We start from the raw sequence: 19,975 nt of genomic DNA on the forward strand, positions 1-19,975 counted from the left end.
TAAAAGAATTCACATGGGATCTTTTGTAGGGTGGGCACGGCCCATCATCTTGTTATCTCGCTTGGAGTTGCTACTTCGGGAGCGCGGCTCGGCGGCCCAGCGCATCGTAGGTGGCGTACTTGTAGAGTTCGGTCAGTGTAGGGTAGTTGTAGCAGGTCTGAATGAAAAGGTCGGCCCCTTGCTTGAGCAGCAAGGCCGTCAGGCCGACATGGACGAGTTCGGTCGCCTGCTCGCCGATGACGTGAACCCCTAACAACCTCATGTCTTCGACCGCGAAGAGGAGTTTGAGGAATCCCTTGTCATCGCCGATGATGTGTCCGCGAGCGTTCGAGTCGTAAGTGGCCTTGCCGACGATGTAGGGAATCCCCTTCTTCTGGAGTGACTCCTCGGTTTCGCCGGCCATCGAGCACTCAGGGATGGTGTAGATCCCGTAAGGCAGAATCACGGCCATGTCGCTCTTGTACTTCAAGTCGAAGGCGTTGACCATCGCGACGCGGGCTTGCTCCATCGCGGTGGAGGCCAGCGCGGGGGAGCCGATGACGTCCCCGGCGGCATACACATGAGGCGCTTCGGTCTGGTAGCGTGAGTTCACGTGCACCACGCCCCGCTCGTTGACCTCGACTCCGACCCGATCCAACCCCAGGTCTTGGGTATTGCCATTCCGACCCGACGACACCAGGATCGCCCCTGGTTGTAATTCCAGGCCCGACTTGAGCCGGACGTCAATCTCCTCGCCGGCATGAACGAATTCGACCGAGTCGTTAAAGATGAAGCGGATGCCGATCGACTCCATCTGAGCCTGGAGCGAGGCGGCGATCTCGGCGTCGAGCGAGCCGACCGCTCGACCACGCTGCTCGACCACGGTGACGTCGATGCCGAGAATTGCGAACATGCAAGCGTATTCGCAGCCGATCACTCCGCCGCCGACAACGAGCATGCTCTTGGGCATGTGCTGGAGTTGGAGGATCGTATCTGAATCCCAGACCCGCGGATCGTCGAAGGGGTAGATCGGCGGCCGGAACGGTGATGATCCAACGGCGATCAGGACGACGTCTCCCTGAATCAGGGTCTCGCTCCCATCGTTCGAGCGAATCCGGACGGTGTGCGGGTCGACGAACGAGCCCGAGCCGCGGAACAACCGGACGTGATGCCGCGACAGGTTGTTGAGAATCCGGACCCGCTCCTCCTGAGTGACATGCTGCTCGTGGACGAGGAAATCGCGGATCGTCACCTTGTGTTTGATGCTAAGGTTCACTCCGGAGAGGTCGCGGTTGCGGAACCCGGAGAGGAACAAGGCCGTCTCGCGCAGCGTCTTGGAGGGGAGCGTGCCGGTATTCGCGGCCGCGCCACCGAGGCTCGGTTCTTTCTCGATCATCGCCACCGACTTGCCGAAGTAGGCAGCCTGCGCGGCCCCCTTCTCGCCCGCCGGGCCGGAACCGATCACGATGAGGTCAAACTTACTGGAATCCATGAGGGAAGGCCCCGCTCTCTCAACCGTTGGGGTAGGGATCGCACCGCGGTTCCGCAGGCCCGCCGGGCATGAGACTATGCCCCGGTTCCAGGCGTGTCAAGTCGTCGCGCACGATCCAAGGCTCTGGTAGGTTGACGGTTCGGCTGGGCCGGTTTACCCTGGATGGCTCTCCCTTAAGAGGAATCAATACGTGAAAATCATGCTCGTGCCATCGTCGATCGTCACGGATGGCGAGGAGCCTAGTCAGTACTTGATCTCGTACTTGATCAACGATTCCGTGGCCATCGATGCCGGCAGCCTGGGAATCCATGGGGCTCCAAGCAGGCAGGCAAAAGTTAAACACGTTCTGATTTCCCATACGCATATCGACCATACGGCAACGCTGCCGATCTTCGTCGAGAACGCCTACGAGGGAAAGTCCGATTGCGTCACGATCCACGGCAGCGAAACCGTTCTGGAAAGCCTCCGAAACGACATCTTCAACGACCGAACCTGGCCCGACTTCATCGCACTCTCCGAAGGCTCGGCGCCCTTTTTGAGACTCGAACGTCTTGAGCCGGAACGGCCGCTCGAAGTGGAGGGGGTAAAGATCACCCCGATCTCGGTCAACCACGTCGTCCCGACCCTTGGCTTCTTGATCGAGGATTCTCGGTCCGCCGTGTTGATCGCTTCGGACACAGGGCCGACGGACCTCCTCTGGGACTTCGCCAACCAGGCCGAGCACCTCGACGCCGTCTTCCTTGAGGCTGCATTCCCCAACGAAATGAGCGAACTCGCCGCGCTCTCCAAGCACCTGACCCCCGCATTGTTCGGGCTCGAGGTGCAAAAGCTCAAGCGGAAAGCGGCCATTATCGCCGTGCACATCAAGGCGCGTTACCGCAAGCAGATCCTCCGCGAGTTGAGCGAACTCGAGCTACCCAACCTCCAAATCGGTCAATTCGGCATGACCTACGAGTGGTAGCTATCATTCGTCAGGAAGGGCAGACAGGGAGGCCTCTTCTCGCAAGTCGGTTCAAGTTGCCTCTTCGAGGTTGAAGTCTGTGTGTCATACTTGTCGTTCTATCAATATGGGATGGCCCGTAGGCATTCGCCTGCGGGCCTGACGGCGATCCCCTGCGCCGAGTTAGAGTCCTTGTTTTTCCAGGCTATAGGGCACGACCTTCACTCCGCGATTCGACCTGAGGGGCAGCAAGGCATGCTTGAGCTTGGCTTGTTGCTCGGTCCAGCGTAAGCCCGCCAGTGGCGTGAATTTCGGGCCCTGCTGTTGGGGGTCGCGGAACTCGTTGGCATCCAGCAAGGAAACGATGTCCCCCTTGCCGAGTTCGAGCGAGTTGATCAGGTCGGCCGTACTGGTGAGATGAGGCTCGGCGTGCTCGACACCTCCGGCGTCAATGAGCACCATGACGCCGACGGCGATATCCGCCTGCTTCAGATCGGACACGAGCGCGATGAGATCCTCGTTCTTCCACGTTCGCCGGTAGAACTCGCGAATCGTCGGGTCGCCCGACTCGACGCCCACGATCACCCGGCGCAACTGAAGTTGGCGATACGTACGCCACTGCTCGAGGGTTGGCCGGGGCCGCGTCGGGTTGTCGAGGAACGCGTGGACGGCTTCGAGCCTGGGCAGCGGTTCGGTGAATCCTGGCATCTCGCCGGAGGCCGCGCACAATTCACTCTGGGCGATCGTTTCCAGGAAGCCTGTCACCGCTTCGCTCGGGAGTCGAAGAACGTCGCTGCCCGCCAGAAAGATGTTTCGATACTGAAGGCGACGCTGACCGAACAGCTTGACGACTTCGCGGGTGTGGGTGGCGAACTCGTCGCTCGACCGTTGGTAGTGAGGCGCCGGCGATCCCCCGCCAAAGACGATTCCGTCCGCGTGGCCCAGTGTGGCTTGCAGGATGAGGGAGTTCTGGCTGTCCGGCGGTAAAAAGGGCAAGATGCCGTAGGTTGCCAGATATTTTTCGCGATGCGCGAACCAGGCCGTCGCGTCCCATCCCACTACCCGCTCGAGGAAGTCATAAAGCATTTCCGACGAGAGGGGCTGGGCCTTCGAAGGGGGATCGACTCGTTCCAGACGGCCCGCGGCCAGCGCCTCGAGAAGGTCGAGGGCCGTCGCTCGGATCAGGGCATCAAGATCGCTCGCTTCGGCGAAGAAAAGGGTCCGTCGCTTCAGAACAAGGTTCGCCCCCTCACGGACCCGGTCGATCGCCTGGATCGTCGTGTCGAGGCCCTTGAGGTAATGGATCCCGTGGAGAAAGGCACGCTGCCAGCGGCCTTCTCGATCGAAGTGATAGATGGGACCGTCACCGTAGTAAAGCGAGAACGCTCCCTGCTTGAAGCCGGCGAAGATCGGATCTCCCTGGGCGTTGCGGAACATGACGCGAACGCCGTAGAGCGCGCCGGTGTCGAGCAGGCATTCGGCTTCGGTCTGCAAGGCCATGTCAGCAAGATCCTTCGGTCGGATGGTGGGGCGAAGCCAGGTGAGGGGACGGTCGCGAGAAAGCGGCCTCCTCGCCTATTGCCTCTTGCATTATACTCCCGCGCCGAGTGGCGCGAACCGTCGCCTTGCCGCAAGGTTGACTGACGATCCATCGATTCCGTCAGGAGACCAATGGAGGGAACCTTGACGTCCACGTCCTTTCCCCCGCTCTTCGGAACCGAGGTCGGCGAACCGCGCTGGCGGCGTCTCTTCGAGCCCGTCTTGATCGGCCTGTTGGCTCTGACGTTGAACCTCGCGGGTAACGGTCGGACGAGTTTGTGGGATCGTGACGAGCCCAGATACTCGGCCTGCGTCCGCGAGATGCGAGCGCGGGGCGACTGGATCCGGCCGACTTTCAACGGCGAACCGCGCTACCATAAGCCAATCCTGATTTATTGGCTGATGCGAGCGGGAGTCGCTCTTGGGGGAGATAACCCGTTCGGAAGCCGGCTCATCTCGGCGATCGCGGGGGTTGGCACGTGCCTGCTCGTCAGGTCGATGGGCCGGCGAATGCTCGGCCCTCAAATGGGGATGCTCGCCGCACTCATGCTCGCGACGGCCCCGATCATGGTCACGGAATCGAAGCTCGCGACGACCGATGCCACGCTGACGCTCTTCCTGGTCGGCGCCCAGTTCTGCCTTTGGGAACTGGCGCAACGTCCCTCACGCCGGCTCGCCGCGGGGTTCTGGAGCTTGATGGCCCTGGCGACACTCACCAAAGGGCCGGTCGGCGCCGCCTTGATTGCCGTCTCGGGCATCGTCTCCTGGTGGTGGGGAGGACCAACCGCATGCTGGAGCCGGCTGCGCTGGCGGTGGGGCCTGAGTGGGTTCCTGGTCGTCGTCGCCCCCTGGCTCGTGACGATTGGCCTCCTCTCTCAGGGTGAGTTCTTTCGCTTCGCGATTGGAGAACAGGTCATCCATCGCGTGGCGAGCGGCATGGAGAAGCATACCGGCTTCCCAGGCTACTACCTGGTGACGACGCTTGGAACGTTTCACCCGTGGTCGGCGCTTCTGCCCGCGGCGCTCTTTGGGGGCTGGACGAGGCGGCGGGAGCACCCGCTGTTCGGCTTTCTGCTCGGGTGGGCCGTCGGCCCATTGATCCTTCTGGAATGCGTCCAGACGAAGCTGGTTCACTACTACTTACCAGCGATCCCGGCCTGCGCACTTCTGGCCGCCTGGCTGGTTGCGACGGTCGTCAAGGAAGGGGTCAACCTCAGGCGGTGGCCGTTGGGGCGTGTCGGCGTCGGCCTCCTGGGCGGGACCGCGGTCGTGCTCTTCGCGGGATTGATCGCGGCCGCCACACTGCTCCCCGTCAGCCTCCGCGGGCCGCTCCTGTTTCTGGCGATCATACTGGCCTTGGGAACCACGTACGCCGTCACTCGAATCTTCCGCGGGTTGACGGAACGGGCGGTGGGAGGTCTGGTCACGACCTGGGCGATCCTCATGCTTGCCATGGGCGCCTGGGTGCTCCCGGCGGCCGAACCGTATCGAACGCCTCGGATCGTGGGTGAGCGGTTCGCGAGCCTCGCGAAGCAGCATCGCGCCCAGCCGATCCTCCACTCGTATCAAGAGCCGAGCGTGATCTATGCGTACGGTCGCCCCTTGCCGACCGTCCGCAACTGGTCGCAAGTGGAAAAACTGGTGGTCCAGTACGGCGCCGTCGCCACCGCGGTCCTCCCCGGCGAGCTCAGCGCATTCCTCGCCCGGCCCGAGTACAAGGTGGAACGGCTCGATCGACTGACTGGCTTCAACCTCAACAAGGGACAGACCGAGTCGCTCGAGTTCATTCTGCTCAGGATGAACCGCTCAGTGCGAGGCACCGGTTTCGAGCAGTCGCTCGTAGAGCGAGCGGAGCTGGGCAGTCATCGTCTCGTGCCGGAACTGGTGGGCGAACCGTTCACGGCCTTCTCGTCCGAGCGCCTCGCGGAGCGCCGGGTCGGCGGCCAGCCGGAGGATCGCGGCCTGGAGCCCGGGCAAGTCGCGAGGCGGGAGTAGCACTCCGGTCTCGGGCAGAACCACTTCGCGGGCTCCGTCCACATCGTAGCTGATGACTGGCCGGCCGGTCAGAAGCCCTTGCGGCAAGACCCGGGCCAGCCCCTCGCGCAGGCTCGGATGGACGATGGCATCCATCGCCCCGAGGAGTTCGGGAATCCGATCAGGGGGAACCAGGCCCACGAAGTGGAACGCATGCCGAAGCCCCAAGCGTTGAGTCTCGGTGATCAGCCGGTCGCGGAGCAGGCCGTCGCCGATGAAGACGAACCGAACCTTCGGATTGGCCGCGAGCACGGCGGGCGCGACCGCGAGGATATCCTCGTGCCCCTTCCGTTCGAAGAGCCGGGCCACGGTGCCGAACGCCACTTCGTCATCGGCCAGGCCGAGTTGATGGCGAACTTCTTCACGGGGCCTGGGTGGGTGCAGAAACGACTCCACGTCCATGCCACTGTAGACGGTACTGAATTGCTCGGGCCGCCCGACTCCAGCCTCGAGCGCCTGGTCGGTCATGGCGTCACAGACGCTCACGATCGCATGGCACCGATTCGCTGCCCAACGTTCGAGCGCCACATAGGCCCGGTTTTTCAACGGCGATTCGGAAGGGCCGAAGGGTAACCCGTGGATCGTGTGGACCACGGCGGGAACCCTTTCATGCCAGGCCGCGGCCCGCCCGCTGATCCCTGCCTTCGAGCTGTGAGTGTGGACCACCTCGGGCTTCAAGCGGCGAATCGCCTGGCGGAGGAGACGATAGGCCCGGAAGTCGGTCCCCGGCCGGATCGCGCGGACCAGTTCGGGCATCAACTCGACCTTCAGACCCAGTTGCTCGGCACGGCCAAAGAGATCCCCCTCCGGCCCCTCGGCCGGCCCGGTGATCAAGGTCACGTCGTCGCCGTGCCGATGGTGCAGGCCTTCGACCGTCAGGAGCGTGTTTTCCTGGGCTCCGCCGATAATCAAGCGAGTGATGACGTGAATGATACGCATTGATGTCTATGATGACTCAGCCAGGACTGCGCGGGGGGGATGGATCGACCTCGTCAGGGTGGCCATAGCGGACGACGACCAGGAAGAGCCCTTGAGGGGGGGCGGTCGGCCCTGCCTCGCGCCGGTCCTCGGCGACCAGCGCCTCCCGCACGCGAGACTCGGCCCAGCGCCCGGTGCCCACCAGCAAGAGCGTTCCTGTGATCGATCGCACCATGTTATACAAGAATCCGTCGGCCTCGACCTCGACCCACACGGAGTTGTGTTTCCGGGTCACGGCGATATCGAAGATCGTCCGGACGCTGCTCGTGCGGTTGGGCCACTGGGTCTCGAAGCTGTGAAAGTCGTGCCGCCCCTTCAAGGCCTGCGCCGCGCGATGCATCGCGGCCACGTCGAGCGGCTGGTAGACGTGATTGCTGTAACGAGTCTGGAACGGGTCGGCGATCCGGCCGTTGTCGATCACATAACGGTAGCGCTTCGACTTGGCATCAAGGGTCGAATGAAACGCCTGCGGCATGTCCCAGGCGTTCCTGATCCGGATGTCGTGCGGGAGCGTGGCGTTGAGGGCCTTGACGAAGACCTCGGGCGCGTGCCGGGAGACCGTGTAGAAGTGAACCACCTGGCCGATGGCATGCACGCCCGCATCGGTTCGGCCGCTGGCGTTGGTGACCGCTTCGACGCCGGTCAAACGCCGGATCGCCTCCTCCAGCGTTTGCTGGACCGTCCGCCGGTCCGGCTGGCGCTGCCAGCCGGAGAACTCGGTGCCGTCGTAGCTCAGCAGGAGCTTGATATTGCGCATGAGAAAAGAATTCACCCCAACGGCGCCGCGGGCCGCCCTCGACGCCGTTGCGATCTCTGATTCCGCTCCGCTGATCTCTGCTCATGCCCGAACGGGGTCGAGTTTGAGCAACTCTTCGGCGATCTGAACGGCGTTGGTTGCGGCCCCCTTGCGGAGGTTATCGCTGACGCACCAGAAAAGAAGAGCGTTCGGGTTGTGGAGATCCTGGCGGATCCGGCCGACGAACACCTCGTCGCGATCGGAGCACGAGGCGGGCAGAGGATAGAGTTGCGCCGCGGGGTCATCAACCACAACCAGGCCGGGAGCGCTCGCCCAGACTTGCCGAGCCGCTTCGGGGGTGATCGGGCGTTCGGTCTCGATCATGATCGACTCGCTGTGGCAGTTCAAAACGGGAACTCGAATGCAGGTGGGGCAGACGTCGATCGTCTCGTCTCCCATGATTTTTCGAGTTTCGAGCACCATTTTGATCTCTTCCTTCGTGTACCCGTTCGGAAGGAAGTCGTCGATCTGCGGAAGGCAATTGAACGCGATCGGGTGGGCGAACTTGCTTGGCGTGGGGGCATCCTGACCGGCGACGTGGGCCTTGGTCTGCGACTGGAGCTCGTGAATCCCCTTCTGGCCGGCCCCCGAGACGGCCTGGTAAGTGCTCACGATGACCCGGCGGATCCGGAAGGCGTCGTGCAACGGCTTCAGGGCCACGACCATCTGGATGGTCGAGCAGTTCGGGTTGGCGATAATTCCGTGGTGCCGGCCCACGTCTTGCGGGTTGACCTCCGGAACGACCAAGGGCACCTCAGGATCCATCCGGAAGGCGCTTGAATTATCGACAACCACCGCCCCGGCGCGTGCGGCGATCGGGCTGTACTCGCGGGAGATCGACGCGGGCGTGCTCGAGAGGACGATGTCGACCCCTTGGAATGCCTCGGGGGTCAGCGGCTCGATCGTAAACGTCTTGCCACCAAAGACTACCGTTTTGCCTGCGCTTCGCTCCGACGCCAGGAATTTGATCGACCCGATCGGGAACTTGCGTTCCTGAAGCAGGCGGATCATCACGTCCCCCACGGCACCACTCGCCCCGACGACGGCAACGCTCTTCACGGCGGTCTCCCTCTCCCTTTGCCCATGCAAAACAAAAAAAAACGAATTTGGATCCGGTCGGCCCCAGCCCAGCGAGCGAAGGCCATCGGACGCGAAGACACGTCGAGCCGAAAGTCGGTTCGCGTTGAGAAATCTTCCCCGCAAGCTCGTCTATCATACGATTCGAGCAGGAAAGTTTCCAACATCGCCGCCGTGAGGGGATTCTTGGGCCTGTGCGACGAGGCCCTTGGTCTTTAGAATAAGAGAATCACAGTCCGCCGAAAGTTTTTCGTGAGGTTGGCCCGTTGAAAGTTCTCGTCATCGGCAAAGGAGGGCGGGAGCACGCCCTCTGCTGGAAGCTGAAACAGTCACCCCGGGTCAAAACGGTCTTCTGCGCCCCGGGCAACGCAGGCACCGCGCTCGACGCGCAGAACGTCTCGATCGAGCCGGGCGACTTCCGGGCTCTGACCCAGTTCGTCAAGCGTGAAGGGGTGGGGTTGACGATCGTCGGCCCCGAAGAACCGCTCACGAACGGGATCGTCGACGCGTTTCAGCGTGAAGGGCTGCGAATCTTCGGCCCGCGGCGCGATGCCGCCGAGCTCGAAGGGAGCAAGGTCTTCGCCAAAGAGCTGATGCGCCAGGCCGGTATCCCGACCGCCGACTACCGGATCTTCCGCTCGGCCCCCGACGCCGAACTCTATGTTCTCTCACGCGAGGTCTCGCTCGTCGTTCGCTCCAAAGGGCGTTCGACGCTCCGGCACACCTTGCTCTGCCGGACCGCCGCCGAAACCCTGGAGGCCATCGACCGGATCATGGATCCGCGCGAGCAGCTCGGGCCTGGGGTCCAGGTTGAGATCGAGGAACGCGGCGAGCGTCGCGTCTTCAACAACGCGGCCGAAGCCCGCGACCATGTGCTCGGTCGTCCGCTCGGCCTGGTCCTGAAGGCCGATGGACTGGCCGCCGGCAAGGGCGTCTATGTCTGCGATAACCTTCGGCAGGCGCTCGAAGCCATCGACCAGATCATGGTCCGGCGGATCTACGGCAAGGCCGGCGATCGGATGATCCTCGAGGAACGGCTCGACGGCCAGGAGACGAGCATTCTCGCCTTGACCGACGGCCGAACCATTATCCCCTTGGAATCGAGCCAGGATCATAAGCGGGCATTCGACCACGACGAAGGGCCGAACACCGGCGGCATGGGCGCCTACTCCCCTGCGCCGATCGTCACGCCCGAACTCATGGAACAGGTCGAACGTGAAATCCTCGTCCCCGTCGTCCACGCCCTGAAACGCGCTCGTCGGCCGTTCCGAGGAGTGATCTACGCCGGCCTGATGCTGACGAACCAGGGGCCCAAGGTCCTCGAATTCAACGTCCGGTTCGGTGACCCCGAATGCCAGGCCGTCCTGATGCGGCTCAAGAGCGACCTGTTCGAGGTCCTTGACGCCGTCGTCGACGAACGCCTCGACACCATCGACCTGAAGTGGGATCCCCGTCCGGCCGTCACCGTCGTCATGGCCGCCGAAGGCTACCCCGGCCCCTACGAACGAGACCGGGTGATCAACAACCTTGAAGAAGCCGACCGCATGGCCGACGTCAAGGTTTTCCACGCCGGAACCAACCTCCGAACCGACCCGACCCTGGGCCGCGACGGCCGAATCGTCACCGATGGCGGCCGAGTTCTCGACGTCACCGCACTCGGCGCAACCCTGGCTGAAGCCCAGACGCGCGCCTATGAGGCGGTCCGGTCCATCCGCTACAACGGCGCATGGTATCGCCGCGATATCGCGGATAAAGCGATCAAGGCTTCCAATCCCTGATCGCTCCACCATCGTCCGGACTCGACACCCGCTCCAAAATCGAAACGACGCCCGGAGCCATTCTCAAATGGCTCCGGGCGTCGTTCGTCGTCCGCCCACCTCGTCCCCGTCTCAATCACCCTGCCCACAAACAACACGCTTGATTGTTTGCATGGACTGTGCGAAATTGATGGGGACGGATAGATATCAGAATTGACCAGGTCCCTGCGGAGTGCGGGCACCGATTCGGTGCTTGTTAATCCTGGCGGCTGTGCCTTTGGCAACTGCGAGGGCCGGATGATGGAAACCGGGGACAAAGGAGTAGGTTTGCTTGCCGGTGTAGGGAGCCTCAGGAACGTTGGGCGGGATGACGGGGCCCTTCTGGAGGTCAACCTTGTTGGCGTAGAAGGCGGTTGTCGGTTGGTCGGGAGTGGATACCGAGTTATCGATGGTGCCTTCGACCTTGGCGACGATTTCACCGACCGGGAGCACCAGGTTCCGGCTGGTGCCGAACCGTGGGACCGTGCCGCCGTTCACCGAGACGAACTCCGGCTGGACCGAGGCGGCGAAGACCGAGTTCGTGACGTCACCCGCGACCAGGACACTCATGCCGCCGGCATTTTGGGCGTTCTGAGGTAAGGGAGGAGCCGTGGGTTGGGCCGTGGGGCTGAAGACATTGACCGAGCTTTGTCCCGTCACGGCATTGATGATATTCGAGAAGTTCTGGACGTAGCCCGACAGGACGTTGGTATTCACCACGTCGCCGCCGAAGGTGACCTTGCTGATCGTGCGGTCGACATAGACGTTCGAGTTCAAGGCGCCCCGGTTGGCCGTCAGGGTGTTGACGACATGGGCCAAGATGTCGACCGTATCCATTCCGCGACCGAAGACGAGGTTGCGTGCTCCATTGGGGGCAACAACCAGGACGTTGGTCGTCTCTCCGCCGACCGAGAAGTTCGAGATCTTCGCCTGGCCCGTGCCCGTGGCGTCGAAGACGAGCGTCGACAGGTTCGTGGCGTTTCCGCCGATCCGGACGTTACCGATCTGGCCGGTGAGTCCCCCTTGGATCCGGCCGTCGGCCAGGAAGGGCGCCACGCCCGACGTTCCGGAGACGACCCAGGTCCCGCCATATCCCGTGGCGTCGGCGTTCTGGTTGACGAACTGGCCCGGCGGGGTGGCGGCGTCACCGAGGATCTCGTTGGCCTGAAACAGGTTGAGACGCCCCGAGACGTCGAACTCGACCGCGTGTTGAATGGTCGTCGGCGTCGTCGAAGTCCCGGAGGGAGGAACTTCCTGCGAGCTGCTGATCGACTTGTCGATGATGATCCGGGTGCCACCGAACTGCGGCAGTCCGAGGACGACCTTGGCAACATCGCTCTGCGCGGTCGACGGAGGGGGATTGACCTGACCTACTGTCGTATCCACGCCGCCGAATTGCAGGGTGTTGACGCCGTCTGGAATCGAGATGGTGACCGGATCGGGCGTTCCTGTGCTGCCGCTGGGTGTCGTGTTGGCGAGCCAGAAGTCGGGAATGGCGATCGACAGCGGGCCGTTGCCCCCCGAGAGCTGCTGGGACTTGCTCGGGAGTTCATCCAACTGCTGGAAGAAGACCTTTCCGTCGCCGTTGGTCCCCTGCGTCACCTGACCGACCAGCCGGCTCTGCTGGGGATTGAGACCACCGATCGTGATCGACTTGATCTGGGTCTGTGAATTGAGCGGGGCGGGATTTCCGTCGGCTCCGTTTTGCTTGGCAACAACGAGTGATCCGGGGCCAATTAGCTGTAAGACCCACTGATCGCCATCGATGTCGGTCCCCGAAACCACGGCGGAAAGGAGTTGCCGATCTTCCAAATTCTCCGCCTTCGGACGCAGAGCACGGTTCCGTGTGGTGGGCTTCCTCGTCGACATAGACCAGACTCCCAAAGCGCTTGGAGGCAGACCGGCTCGAGTCACCGGCAGGGAGACACGCGACCAGACGCGCCCTCGCCCGTGCCATGGCAATTCATGAGGCCTTTCTCGATAATCGGCGTGCCCTGCCGCATTCTTGAGAGAATCCGCAAAATCATTTCAAACCCGGTAATCACTACTAGCCCCCAGCCTCGTAAGGATGGTACGCCCCGCAGAGACGGTCGCCTCTGTGGGGTCTCCCCAACATAAATGCGAGGCTTCCGCCCCCAACGGCGGGCGAAGCCTCATCGAAAGTTTCGCACCATGAAGCGCTCGTCAAGCAGTCGACGACGTCCGGGCGTCCACATCACCTTGGGCCGCGCCGCCCGCCTTCACCGCCTCGTCAGATTCCTGGCCGCCAGCCCGCGAACTCGCGAGGCCATCCTCGGCGATCTCCAGATCGGTTTGCGCACGTTCTATCGCGAACTCGAGTTGCTCAAACGCTGCGGCGTCAAGGTTCAGCAGAAGGACAAGGCCTATCAACTCGTGGCGAGCGCGGAACAGGCGGAGGGCCGGTTGCCATTTCCCGACCCGCAACTCAGCTTCGCCGAAATGGCCGAACTGGCCCGCTGTCCGGGCGAGGCGGGCCGCCGATTGGCCGACTTGCTGGAGAGCGTGATCAACACTCCCGCCCCCACACCAAAGCGAAACCGAAAGTCAGGGGCATCGCGTTGAGTCCCCAAGTCTCATGCCCCGACTTTCTGAAAAATGTCCCTTCGCTTCGGGATTTCTCGTCCCCGGACCACCGTTTGGCTCCACCGAGCACTCGCGATTGGCGAACAAAAATGCGCCGAGTGAGGCGAAATTCTCACCCTTCGATCGCGATCCCATCGCCGCGTATAGCAACGACAAAGTGTTGCATTGCTGAGAGTTAAGTTTGAAAACCGTGGTCGGCGCATGAATTGCCTAGGACGTCTCGGATCGCACGCGATTCGGCTCACCTCTGGATAAGAGCCGGCTCGAGCGACAGACCCGAGAGCAACGCTGATGAGACGTCACGGATTCACTCTGATCGAACTGTTGGTCGTCATCGCCATTATTGCGGTCCTGATCGCTCTACTCCTGCCCGCGGTGCAAGCGGCTCGTGAGGCGGCTCGGCGGATGCAATGCACGAACAACCTCAAGCAAATCGGGCTGGCTCTGCACAACTATGAGGGAGTCCATCTCGTACTCCCCTCGGCCCGTACCAACTCACCTCACTACTGGTCATCGCTGGCGCAGATTCTTCCTCACCTGGAGGGAGGAGCCCTGTACAACGCGATCAATTTCGACCACTCCACGGCTCCCAATGCACGCAACAATTTCGATATGGCGAACACCACTGCCATCGCCTTCATGATCCCCACCTTCGCCTGTCCGAGCGATCCCAAGGCAGGGCGTGTCACTCCCGACCTGGGACCCACCAATTATTTCGCCGTCGCCGGCACAGGACTGATGTCCAACGGCAACGGGAACGGTCTGATGTTCGACGGCTCACGTGTTCGGTTCGCCGACATCACCGACGGTCTCTCGAATACCTCGGCGTTCGTGGAGTCGATCAAAGGGAACGGAATCGATGCCGCCGCGCCGGCGGCTTTCGACCTGCGGGCGCACTACAAAGGGGGAGGCGGTTACAGTTCCACCTTCACCGAAGAAGCCTGCGAGGCGATTCCCGCTTATAGCGGCACTCGGGGCAGCCGCTGGTTTCACGGGAGCATGTCGGGCGGATCCACACTCAATCACTACTGGCCCCCCAATCACAAGAAGGCCGACTGCGCCGGCGATACCAACGGCCTGCTCAGTTCCCGCAGCTTTCACTCCGGCGGTGTCAACGTCCTCTTCGCGGACGGCCACATCCAGTTCATCAAGGACAGCGTCGCAATCACCAGTTGGCGGGCGCTCGCCACCCGCGGCGGTGGCGAAGTCATCGGCAGCGATCAGTTTTAGCGCGTCCGGCCCGCCCAAACAATTCAACAGAAAACAAGAGATGTGATCTCTTGTAGGGTGGGCACGGCCCACCAGGAATACGCCTTGGAGGAAACAGAAAGCTATCGAATTGTCTGAAATCTTGAAAATTTCCCATATACGCATTTGCGGAATGAGCAGCCTATCCCATAGCCAGATCATCGAACCATCACGCGTACACCCCATAGGCTACTTTTATGACAACGCAGGCTCGTCGTTTGCTCGGCCTCCTGGCCGGGCTTCTTCTTGGCTTCTGTGTGGCCCCGGCGTGGTCGCAAGATCCGCAGGACGCGCCACGAATCGCCTTCATCGGATTACATGGTGGAGTCTTTGAGGCTCTCGAAGGGTTTGCCAAAGGGCTGAACCTGCGTGTGGAGTATCTCTCCGACGAACAGATCGCCAGTAAGTCGAGTGACCTGTCCACTTATCGTCTGGTCTTCATCCAGCACACGCGTGAAGAGGATAAGGACGCCTACCGCGACCTCTTTCTCGCCGCCAAGCGAGGCAACTCCGCAACCCGGATCTTCGCCGTGGGGCGGGAAGGAGCGGCGGCGGCCGCTTTCCTCAAGGATCGAGGGGACGCCAACCCGGTCGAGACCGACCCTGAGGTCTCCAAGTACTTACCCCGCTCACGGGAAAACCTCCGCCGTTTCCTGATCTACGTCTCGGTCAAGTATCTCGGCCAAGCGGGAGAAATCCTTCCCCCCGCGGAGACCGATGAAACGGCTGTGGCAGGGCTGTATCATCCCGATCACGACGGGCGGTTCGACTCGGTTCCCGCGTTCCTGGCGTGGACGTCCGCCAAAGGACGCGACCCAGGCAGGCTCCCTCGCGCGGCGATCATGGTCCACACCGCTCACCTCGAATATCAGCAGCCTCGGGTCGTCGATGCTTTGATTCGCTCGTTGGAAGCGAAAGGAGTGATCGCGGCCGGTTTCACCGATGGCGGCTCGCGGACCTCCGCCCCGAAGCCTGTCGACGAGTTCAAACCCGATATCATCGTTCACACCTGCCACAGTGGCGAGACTGTCGAGGAGCGGACCCGGCTCGACGCCCCGCACATGCATTCCCTCTTCTTTCGACGGAACTCGATCGAGTTCTGGCAACACAACCTGGGAGGGTTCACGCAAGGCGATGCCGCCTTCCAGGTGATCGGGCAGGAACACCTCGGCGCGATCGAACCGCTGATCGGCGCGGGGACCGTCCACGGCGGTGGGAGCGCCGAGTCGTTCACGCCCATTCCCGAACGGATTGAACATATTGTCGGGCGTGCCCTTTCCTGGATCGCGCTCCGGAAAACAGCCGATGCCGAGAAACGGATCGCGTTTCTTTACTACGACCGCGAAGCCGGCCAGAACGAACTGATGCGCGGCAGTTCCACCGGCATGCACCTCCACGCCCCCAAGAGCATGGTCAAGGTCCTCAAAACGCTGAAAGCCGAGGGGTACACCCTGAACGCCGTTCCTGACCATGAGGACGAGTTGATTCAGTGGCTCGTGGAGCGCGGCCGACAATACGGAATGTGGAATCAGGGCGATCTGAACCGCCTGGCCAGGAGCGGTCAGGCCGTCCTGCTTCCCGTCGAAACCTACCTCGAATGGCTTGAAACCCGTGTTCCCGAAGCGGTTCGAGGCGAGGTCGCCAAGCACTGGGGATCGGCCCCGGGCAACGCGATGGTCTGGAAGGACGACCAAGGCCGAAGCTTCATCGTCATTCCGCGAATCGACCTGGGCAACATCATCCTTCTGCCTCAGCCCCTGCGGGGTGAAGGCCAGGATCCCTCCTTGCTCCATCAAGGTTTGACCCCGCCTCCTCACAACTACATCGCCACCTATTTCTGGCTTCAAGAATCGTTCAAAGCCCACGCGTTGGTCCACTTCGGCACGCACGGCTCCGAGTTCTTTTTACCGGCCAACCCGGTCGGTCTCTCCGACCGCGACTGGCCGGACATCCTCATGGGGTCGACACCGAACATTAACCCTTGGATCATCGACAACGTCGGCGAGGTCGCCCCGGTCAAACGTCGGGTCTACGGGCTGACGCTCGGGCACCTGACTCCGCCGATCGTCACCGCGGGCCTCTCCGACGACCTGCTCAACCTTCATAGCTTGATCGATAAGTGGGATAGCCTTGAAGAAGGTGCGCTCCGCGAAGGGTTTCGCCGTCAGATCACCGCCGATGTCGTCCGACTCCACCTGGCCAAGGAAGCAGGACTGGGCGAAGAACCAGGGGCGCCGCTCACCCCCGAGCAGATCCACAAAGTCGTCGAATACCTCCACGACATCGAAGGTGAAACGACCCCCATCAGTCTTCACGTCCTGGGCGAACCGCCGCGCGACGACTTGATGGTCCCCTTTCTCACGACGATCCTCAAGCGAAAGTTCCTCGATGCGCTCGGCCAGGTCGTGTCTGTGCCGACCGCGGAGGCTCGTCTCCCCGGTGATCGCATCCTCTACCTCCGCCGCAAGGCCGAAGAAGCGGTTGAGTTGGTCGTGAGACGCGACCTCAGTCCGATGGACGCCGTCACAGCCATCGGCGGCAAGCCCAGCGCCAGCCTTCCGCCCGAGCTTCAGAAAGGTCTCGAGCTCGCGATCGACCTCAACCAACGATTCGCCAAGACGACCGACGAGATCGATCATCTTCTGGCCGCCCTCGACGGCCGCTATGTCCCGCCCGGCCCGGTCAACAGCCCGATTCGCAACCCAGGGGCCGTGCCGACAGGTCGAAACCTCTACATGCTCAATCCCGAGGAGATCCCGACCAAACCATCGTGGGATCTTGCCAAGAAGCTGGTGGATCAACTTCTCGAGCGCTCGCTCAAAGAGAAGGGACACTACCCGGCGAAGGTCGCGTTCGACCTCCGGCCGCACGCCACGTTTCGCGACTACGGTGTGATGGAGGCTCAGATCCTCTATTGCCTCGGTGTGGAGCCCGTCTGGGACGATCGCGACCTGGTCAACGACGTGCGGATCATTCCCTCCGAAATCCTCAAGCGGCCGCGGGTCGACGTCTTCATCGCTCCGGGCGGCCTCTACGCCATGAATCTGCCTGGCCGGCTCGAGCTTATCGATAAAGCGATTCGACTGGTCGCGGAGCAGGCGGAGCAGGACAACGCGGTCCGGATCAATTCCGAGAGAGTGCGCGACGAGTTGACGGCGAAGGGCCTTGAAGCCAGCCGGGCTCTGGCATTATCCCGGGCTCGCATCTTCGGCGTCCCACCGGGGGAGTATGGGTCGCCCGGCAACTTCGCGTACATCCAGCAATCGGGGTCATGGACCACCCGCGATGAGGTGATTGAGCACTACCTGTCACAGGCCAAGAACGTGTACACCAAGGGCCACTGGGGCGAAGCTGCGCCGGAAGCTTATGACCGCCAGATCCAGGGGACCGATACGGTCTTGCGGAGCTGGTCCGACCATATGACAGGTCCGTTGGCGAATAAGTACATGTGGCTACACGGCGGCCAGCTTGCGATGGCCGTCGAGCACCTGACGGGAAAGGCGCCCGAGTTTCTGCTCTCCGACGTTCGCGACTTCGATAAGGCCGGGGTGATTCGCGCGGAGGATGCGCTCGCCCGGGAGTTTCGGGTGCGCCTGTTTAACCGCAAGTGGATCGAAGGGATGATGAAGGAAGGATATGCCGGAGCCGACCAGATTGCCGTCATGGTCTCGAACAGCATGGGATGGGAGGTCGTTCGTGAGGGGAGTATCCCGCGGCAAACCTGGGAAGAGGTGGATGCCATCTTCATGAAAGACAAGCTCGGGCTGTCGATCGGACAATGGTTCGAGTCGGAGAACCCATTCGCGTTCCAGGAGTTGTCCGCGACGATGCTCGAGTCAATCCGCAAAGGCTACTGGAAGGCGGATGCCGCGACGACCCAACGACTGGTGGAAGCCTATGCTCGCTCTGTCGTGCGACACGGAGACAATGGCGGCTTCCGGAGCGGCGGCAACGGCCCGCTCCGTCAGTATGTGGAGCGGACCCTGGCCAACTCGGGTGCCCCGGAGCTCGCAGGTCTCAAGAACCAGTATCATGCCCGGTTCGATGGGACCGCCCCTCCGATCACGACGGTCGCCGCTCTGGGGCCGGCACCCGGTCCGGGGCCAGCGCCCACCACTTCCGCCTCTCCGTCAACGGTCCCTGGAGCAAACGTGTTGGCTCAGGCGCCGCCCAGCAAGGGGCAAGCGAAAGGTTCGCCAGTGAATTCACCGACCGAAGCCACGAAACCAGCGAGCCCGCGGCCAACCCCTGAGAACCAGGCGAAGGCCGACGCACCACCGACACTTTCCCCCGGTCCGAGCGTCGATTCGGTCCGCGGCCAACGCCTGGAGCCCTCCCCTTCGAATCCCAAGCCTCGTGCGCTGGATCTCACGACCTGGGTTCTCGGAGGCGCCACTTTGGTCCTGATTCTGGGCGGATTCCTCCGAGGAAGGAGGGGGGCGTGACCGATCGGCTCATCGAAATCCTGTTCCTGGTCACCGGCGTCCTGCTCACGCCGGTGCTGATCGTGCTGGCCCTCATGTCGGCCGCGACGCTCTGGATGCTGGGCGGGCTCGCCCGCGAGGCGCTCGAACGCTGGCGGTCACGAGCGGTTTGGAGGACCTACCTTGCAAGCCTGAAGGCCGGTGGCGGTGAGGTCGTCGCGTTTCGCCGACTTGCTCTGCGTGGCGATCCCGCGCGCTTTCAGGCCTGGTTTCGTGCCTCGGATCAACGAGGCCGGGCCGGACTGCGGAAAGGCCTCGACGACCTCGAGATCGAGATGACCCGCCGCCTTTCCTGGCTTTCGTTTGCGACCCGTGTCGGCCCCATGCTCGGCCTGGTCGGAACCCTGCTACCGCTCGGCCCCGCGCTCCGTGGACTCGCTTCAGAGGACCTTGCCACGCTGGCCGAAAACCTCGAAATCGCGTTCACCTCAACCGTTTTCGGACTCTTGATCGGCGGCCTGGCGTACGCCGCGAGCGTCCTCCGCCGCAATTGGTATGACCAGGATCTCAGCGACCTCGAGTTCGTCCTCGATACGATCCGGCCAAAGGCTGAACAAGCCTGCCTCGACAGTCCGATCGGAGCGCCTGCCGATGCGTGATCGACGCCCTCGCCGATGGGAGGCGCGCGAGGAGAATGACCCGCTCGCCGGCCTGGTGAACCTCTTCGACCTCTGGATGGTCTTTTCGATCGCCCTCCTGATCGTCTTCGCGGGGTCGTCGCGCCGAACCGCGTCGCCGAAAGGCGATCCTTCCCGGGCGGGCGATCCCCGCTCGGTCAACCTGCCACAAGCTCAGTCGATCAAGCAGTACCGCGTCAGTCAGGAGAAGCTCGAAGGGTCCGGTGAACGACTCGGCACCGCCTACCGCCTTGCATCCGGCGAAATCGTCTGCGTTCCCGATTCCGCTTCTCCCGGCGACCGCCCCGCCCACTTTTCAGGCAACCGGGGAAAAACGGCGACCCCGTGAATCCAATGACGTGCCTCGAAGCCCCGCCGCTCCGCCTCGGCG

At 62.6% G+C, this 19,975-nt stretch carries 13 protein-coding genes and 1 pseudogene; 8 read left to right on the forward strand and 6 right to left on the reverse strand.

What is annotated here, in order from left to right; translation table 11 throughout:
• Positions 1–70: 70 nt before the first annotated feature.
• Positions 71–1,471, reverse strand: a complete 1,401-nt coding sequence (sthA, locus tag V5E97_RS30535; RefSeq protein ID WP_406695334.1) for a Si-specific NAD(P)(+) transhydrogenase — start codon at positions 1,469–1,471, stop codon at positions 71–73.
• 199 nt (positions 1,472–1,670) lie between these two features.
• Here sthA and V5E97_RS30540 point away from each other — a divergent pair, with 199 nt between their 5' ends.
• Positions 1,671–2,432 carry an MBL fold metallo-hydrolase gene (locus V5E97_RS30540; RefSeq protein WP_406701244.1) on the forward strand — a complete coding sequence of 254 codons (762 nt, stop codon included), beginning with the start codon at positions 1,671–1,673 and terminating at the stop codon, positions 2,430–2,432.
• A gap of 162 nt (positions 2,433–2,594) precedes the next feature.
• Here the strand turns inward: V5E97_RS30540 and V5E97_RS30545 are convergent, their stop codons facing one another.
• Positions 2,595–3,911 carry a hypothetical protein gene (locus tag V5E97_RS30545; RefSeq protein WP_406695335.1) on the reverse strand — a complete coding sequence of 439 codons (1,317 nt, stop codon included), beginning with the start codon at positions 3,909–3,911 and terminating at the stop codon, positions 2,595–2,597.
• Between the two features lie 360 nt (positions 3,912–4,271).
• Between V5E97_RS30545 and V5E97_RS30550 the strand changes: the two are divergent.
• Positions 4,272–4,748: pseudogene (locus V5E97_RS30550) on the forward strand (ArnT family glycosyltransferase); the annotation flags it as partial.
• 1,008 nt (positions 4,749–5,756) lie between these two features.
• Here the strand turns inward: V5E97_RS30550 and V5E97_RS30555 are convergent.
• The 3 genes from V5E97_RS30555 to V5E97_RS30565 all read right to left on the reverse strand — a co-directional run bounded on the left by V5E97_RS30555 (position 5,757) and on the right by V5E97_RS30565 (position 8,817).
• Positions 5,757–6,923 (reverse strand): glycosyltransferase family 4 protein, encoded by a 1,167-nt coding sequence (locus tag V5E97_RS30555; protein WP_406695336.1) that lies wholly within the window; start codon positions 6,921–6,923, stop codon positions 5,757–5,759.
• Positions 6,924–6,939: 16 nt separating this feature from the next.
• The gene (gene truA, locus V5E97_RS30560) at positions 6,940–7,719 is read right to left on the reverse strand and encodes a tRNA pseudouridine(38-40) synthase TruA (RefSeq protein ID WP_406695337.1); all 780 of its coding nucleotides are present in this window, start codon (positions 7,717–7,719) and stop codon (positions 6,940–6,942) included.
• 81 nt (positions 7,720–7,800) lie between these two features.
• Entirely contained in the window at positions 7,801–8,817 is a 1,017-nt protein-coding gene (locus V5E97_RS30565; protein WP_406695338.1) for an aspartate-semialdehyde dehydrogenase, read from the reverse strand.
• Positions 8,818–9,101: 284 nt separating this feature from the next.
• On the opposite strand from V5E97_RS30565, the gene purD reads away from it, so the two are divergent.
• Positions 9,102–10,613, forward strand: coding sequence for a phosphoribosylamine--glycine ligase (gene purD, locus V5E97_RS30570; protein ID WP_406695339.1), 1,512 nt, complete (start codon positions 9,102–9,104; stop codon positions 10,611–10,613).
• Between the two features lie 186 nt (positions 10,614–10,799).
• On the opposite strand, the gene V5E97_RS30575 is transcribed toward purD, so the two are convergent.
• On the reverse strand, positions 10,800–12,500 hold the full coding sequence (locus V5E97_RS30575; RefSeq protein ID WP_406695340.1) for a hypothetical protein: 1,701 nt from the start codon (positions 12,498–12,500) through the stop codon (positions 10,800–10,802).
• Positions 12,501–12,803: 303 nt separating this feature from the next.
• Here V5E97_RS30575 and V5E97_RS30580 point away from each other — a divergent pair, with 303 nt between their 5' ends.
• The 5 genes from V5E97_RS30580 (at position 12,804) to V5E97_RS30600 (ending at position 19,933) form a co-directional block, all read left to right on the forward strand.
• Positions 12,804–13,214, forward strand: coding sequence for a hypothetical protein (locus V5E97_RS30580; RefSeq protein WP_406695341.1), 411 nt, complete (start codon positions 12,804–12,806; stop codon positions 13,212–13,214).
• A 312-nt stretch (positions 13,215–13,526) separates the two neighbouring features.
• Positions 13,527–14,465, forward strand: coding sequence for a DUF1559 family PulG-like putative transporter (locus V5E97_RS30585; RefSeq protein WP_406695342.1), 939 nt, complete (start codon positions 13,527–13,529; stop codon positions 14,463–14,465).
• Between the two features lie 215 nt (positions 14,466–14,680).
• Positions 14,681–18,928 carry a cobaltochelatase subunit CobN gene (locus tag V5E97_RS30590; RefSeq protein WP_406695343.1) on the forward strand — a complete coding sequence of 1,416 codons (4,248 nt, stop codon included), beginning with the start codon at positions 14,681–14,683 and terminating at the stop codon, positions 18,926–18,928.
• A complete protein-coding gene (locus V5E97_RS30595) occupies positions 18,925–19,566 on the forward strand; it encodes a MotA/TolQ/ExbB proton channel family protein (RefSeq protein ID WP_406695344.1) in 642 nt (213 codons plus the stop codon). The genes V5E97_RS30590 and V5E97_RS30595 overlap by 4 nt, the downstream gene beginning before the upstream one ends.
• Positions 19,559–19,933, forward strand: a complete 375-nt coding sequence (locus V5E97_RS30600) for a DUF2149 domain-containing protein (RefSeq protein WP_406695345.1) — start codon at positions 19,559–19,561, stop codon at positions 19,931–19,933. Before V5E97_RS30595 ends, V5E97_RS30600 begins: the two co-directional genes overlap by 8 nt.
• The last annotated feature ends 42 nt before the right edge of the window (positions 19,934–19,975 follow it).

This window comes from Singulisphaera photorubra, from assembly GCF_045290345.1.
GTDB lineage: Bacteria > Planctomycetota > Planctomycetia > Isosphaerales > Isosphaeraceae > Singulisphaera.

Coding starts and splice junctions, on each gene's coding strand:
- V5E97_RS30545 (WP_406695335.1), bottom strand. CDS start 3,911: ATGGCCTTGCAGACCGAAGCCGAATGCCTGCTCGACACCGGCGCGCTC.
- V5E97_RS30600 (WP_406695345.1), top strand. CDS start 19,559: ATGCGTGATCGACGCCCTCGCCGATGGGAGGCGCGCGAGGAGAATGAC.
- sthA (WP_406695334.1), bottom strand. CDS start 1,471: ATGGATTCCAGTAAGTTTGACCTCATCGTGATCGGTTCCGGCCCGGCG.
- V5E97_RS30555 (WP_406695336.1), bottom strand. CDS start 6,923: ATGCGTATCATTCACGTCATCACTCGCTTGATTATCGGCGGAGCCCAG.
- V5E97_RS30590 (WP_406695343.1), top strand. CDS start 14,681: ATGACAACGCAGGCTCGTCGTTTGCTCGGCCTCCTGGCCGGGCTTCTT.
- V5E97_RS30540 (WP_406701244.1), top strand. CDS start 1,671: ATGCTCGTGCCATCGTCGATCGTCACGGATGGCGAGGAGCCTAGTCAG.
- V5E97_RS30575 (WP_406695340.1), bottom strand. CDS start 12,500: ATGTCGACGAGGAAGCCCACCACACGGAACCGTGCTCTGCGTCCGAAG.
- truA (WP_406695337.1), bottom strand. CDS start 7,719: ATGCGCAATATCAAGCTCCTGCTGAGCTACGACGGCACCGAGTTCTCC.
- V5E97_RS30585 (WP_406695342.1), top strand. CDS start 13,527: ATGAGACGTCACGGATTCACTCTGATCGAACTGTTGGTCGTCATCGCC.
- V5E97_RS30580 (WP_406695341.1), top strand. CDS start 12,804: ATGAAGCGCTCGTCAAGCAGTCGACGACGTCCGGGCGTCCACATCACC.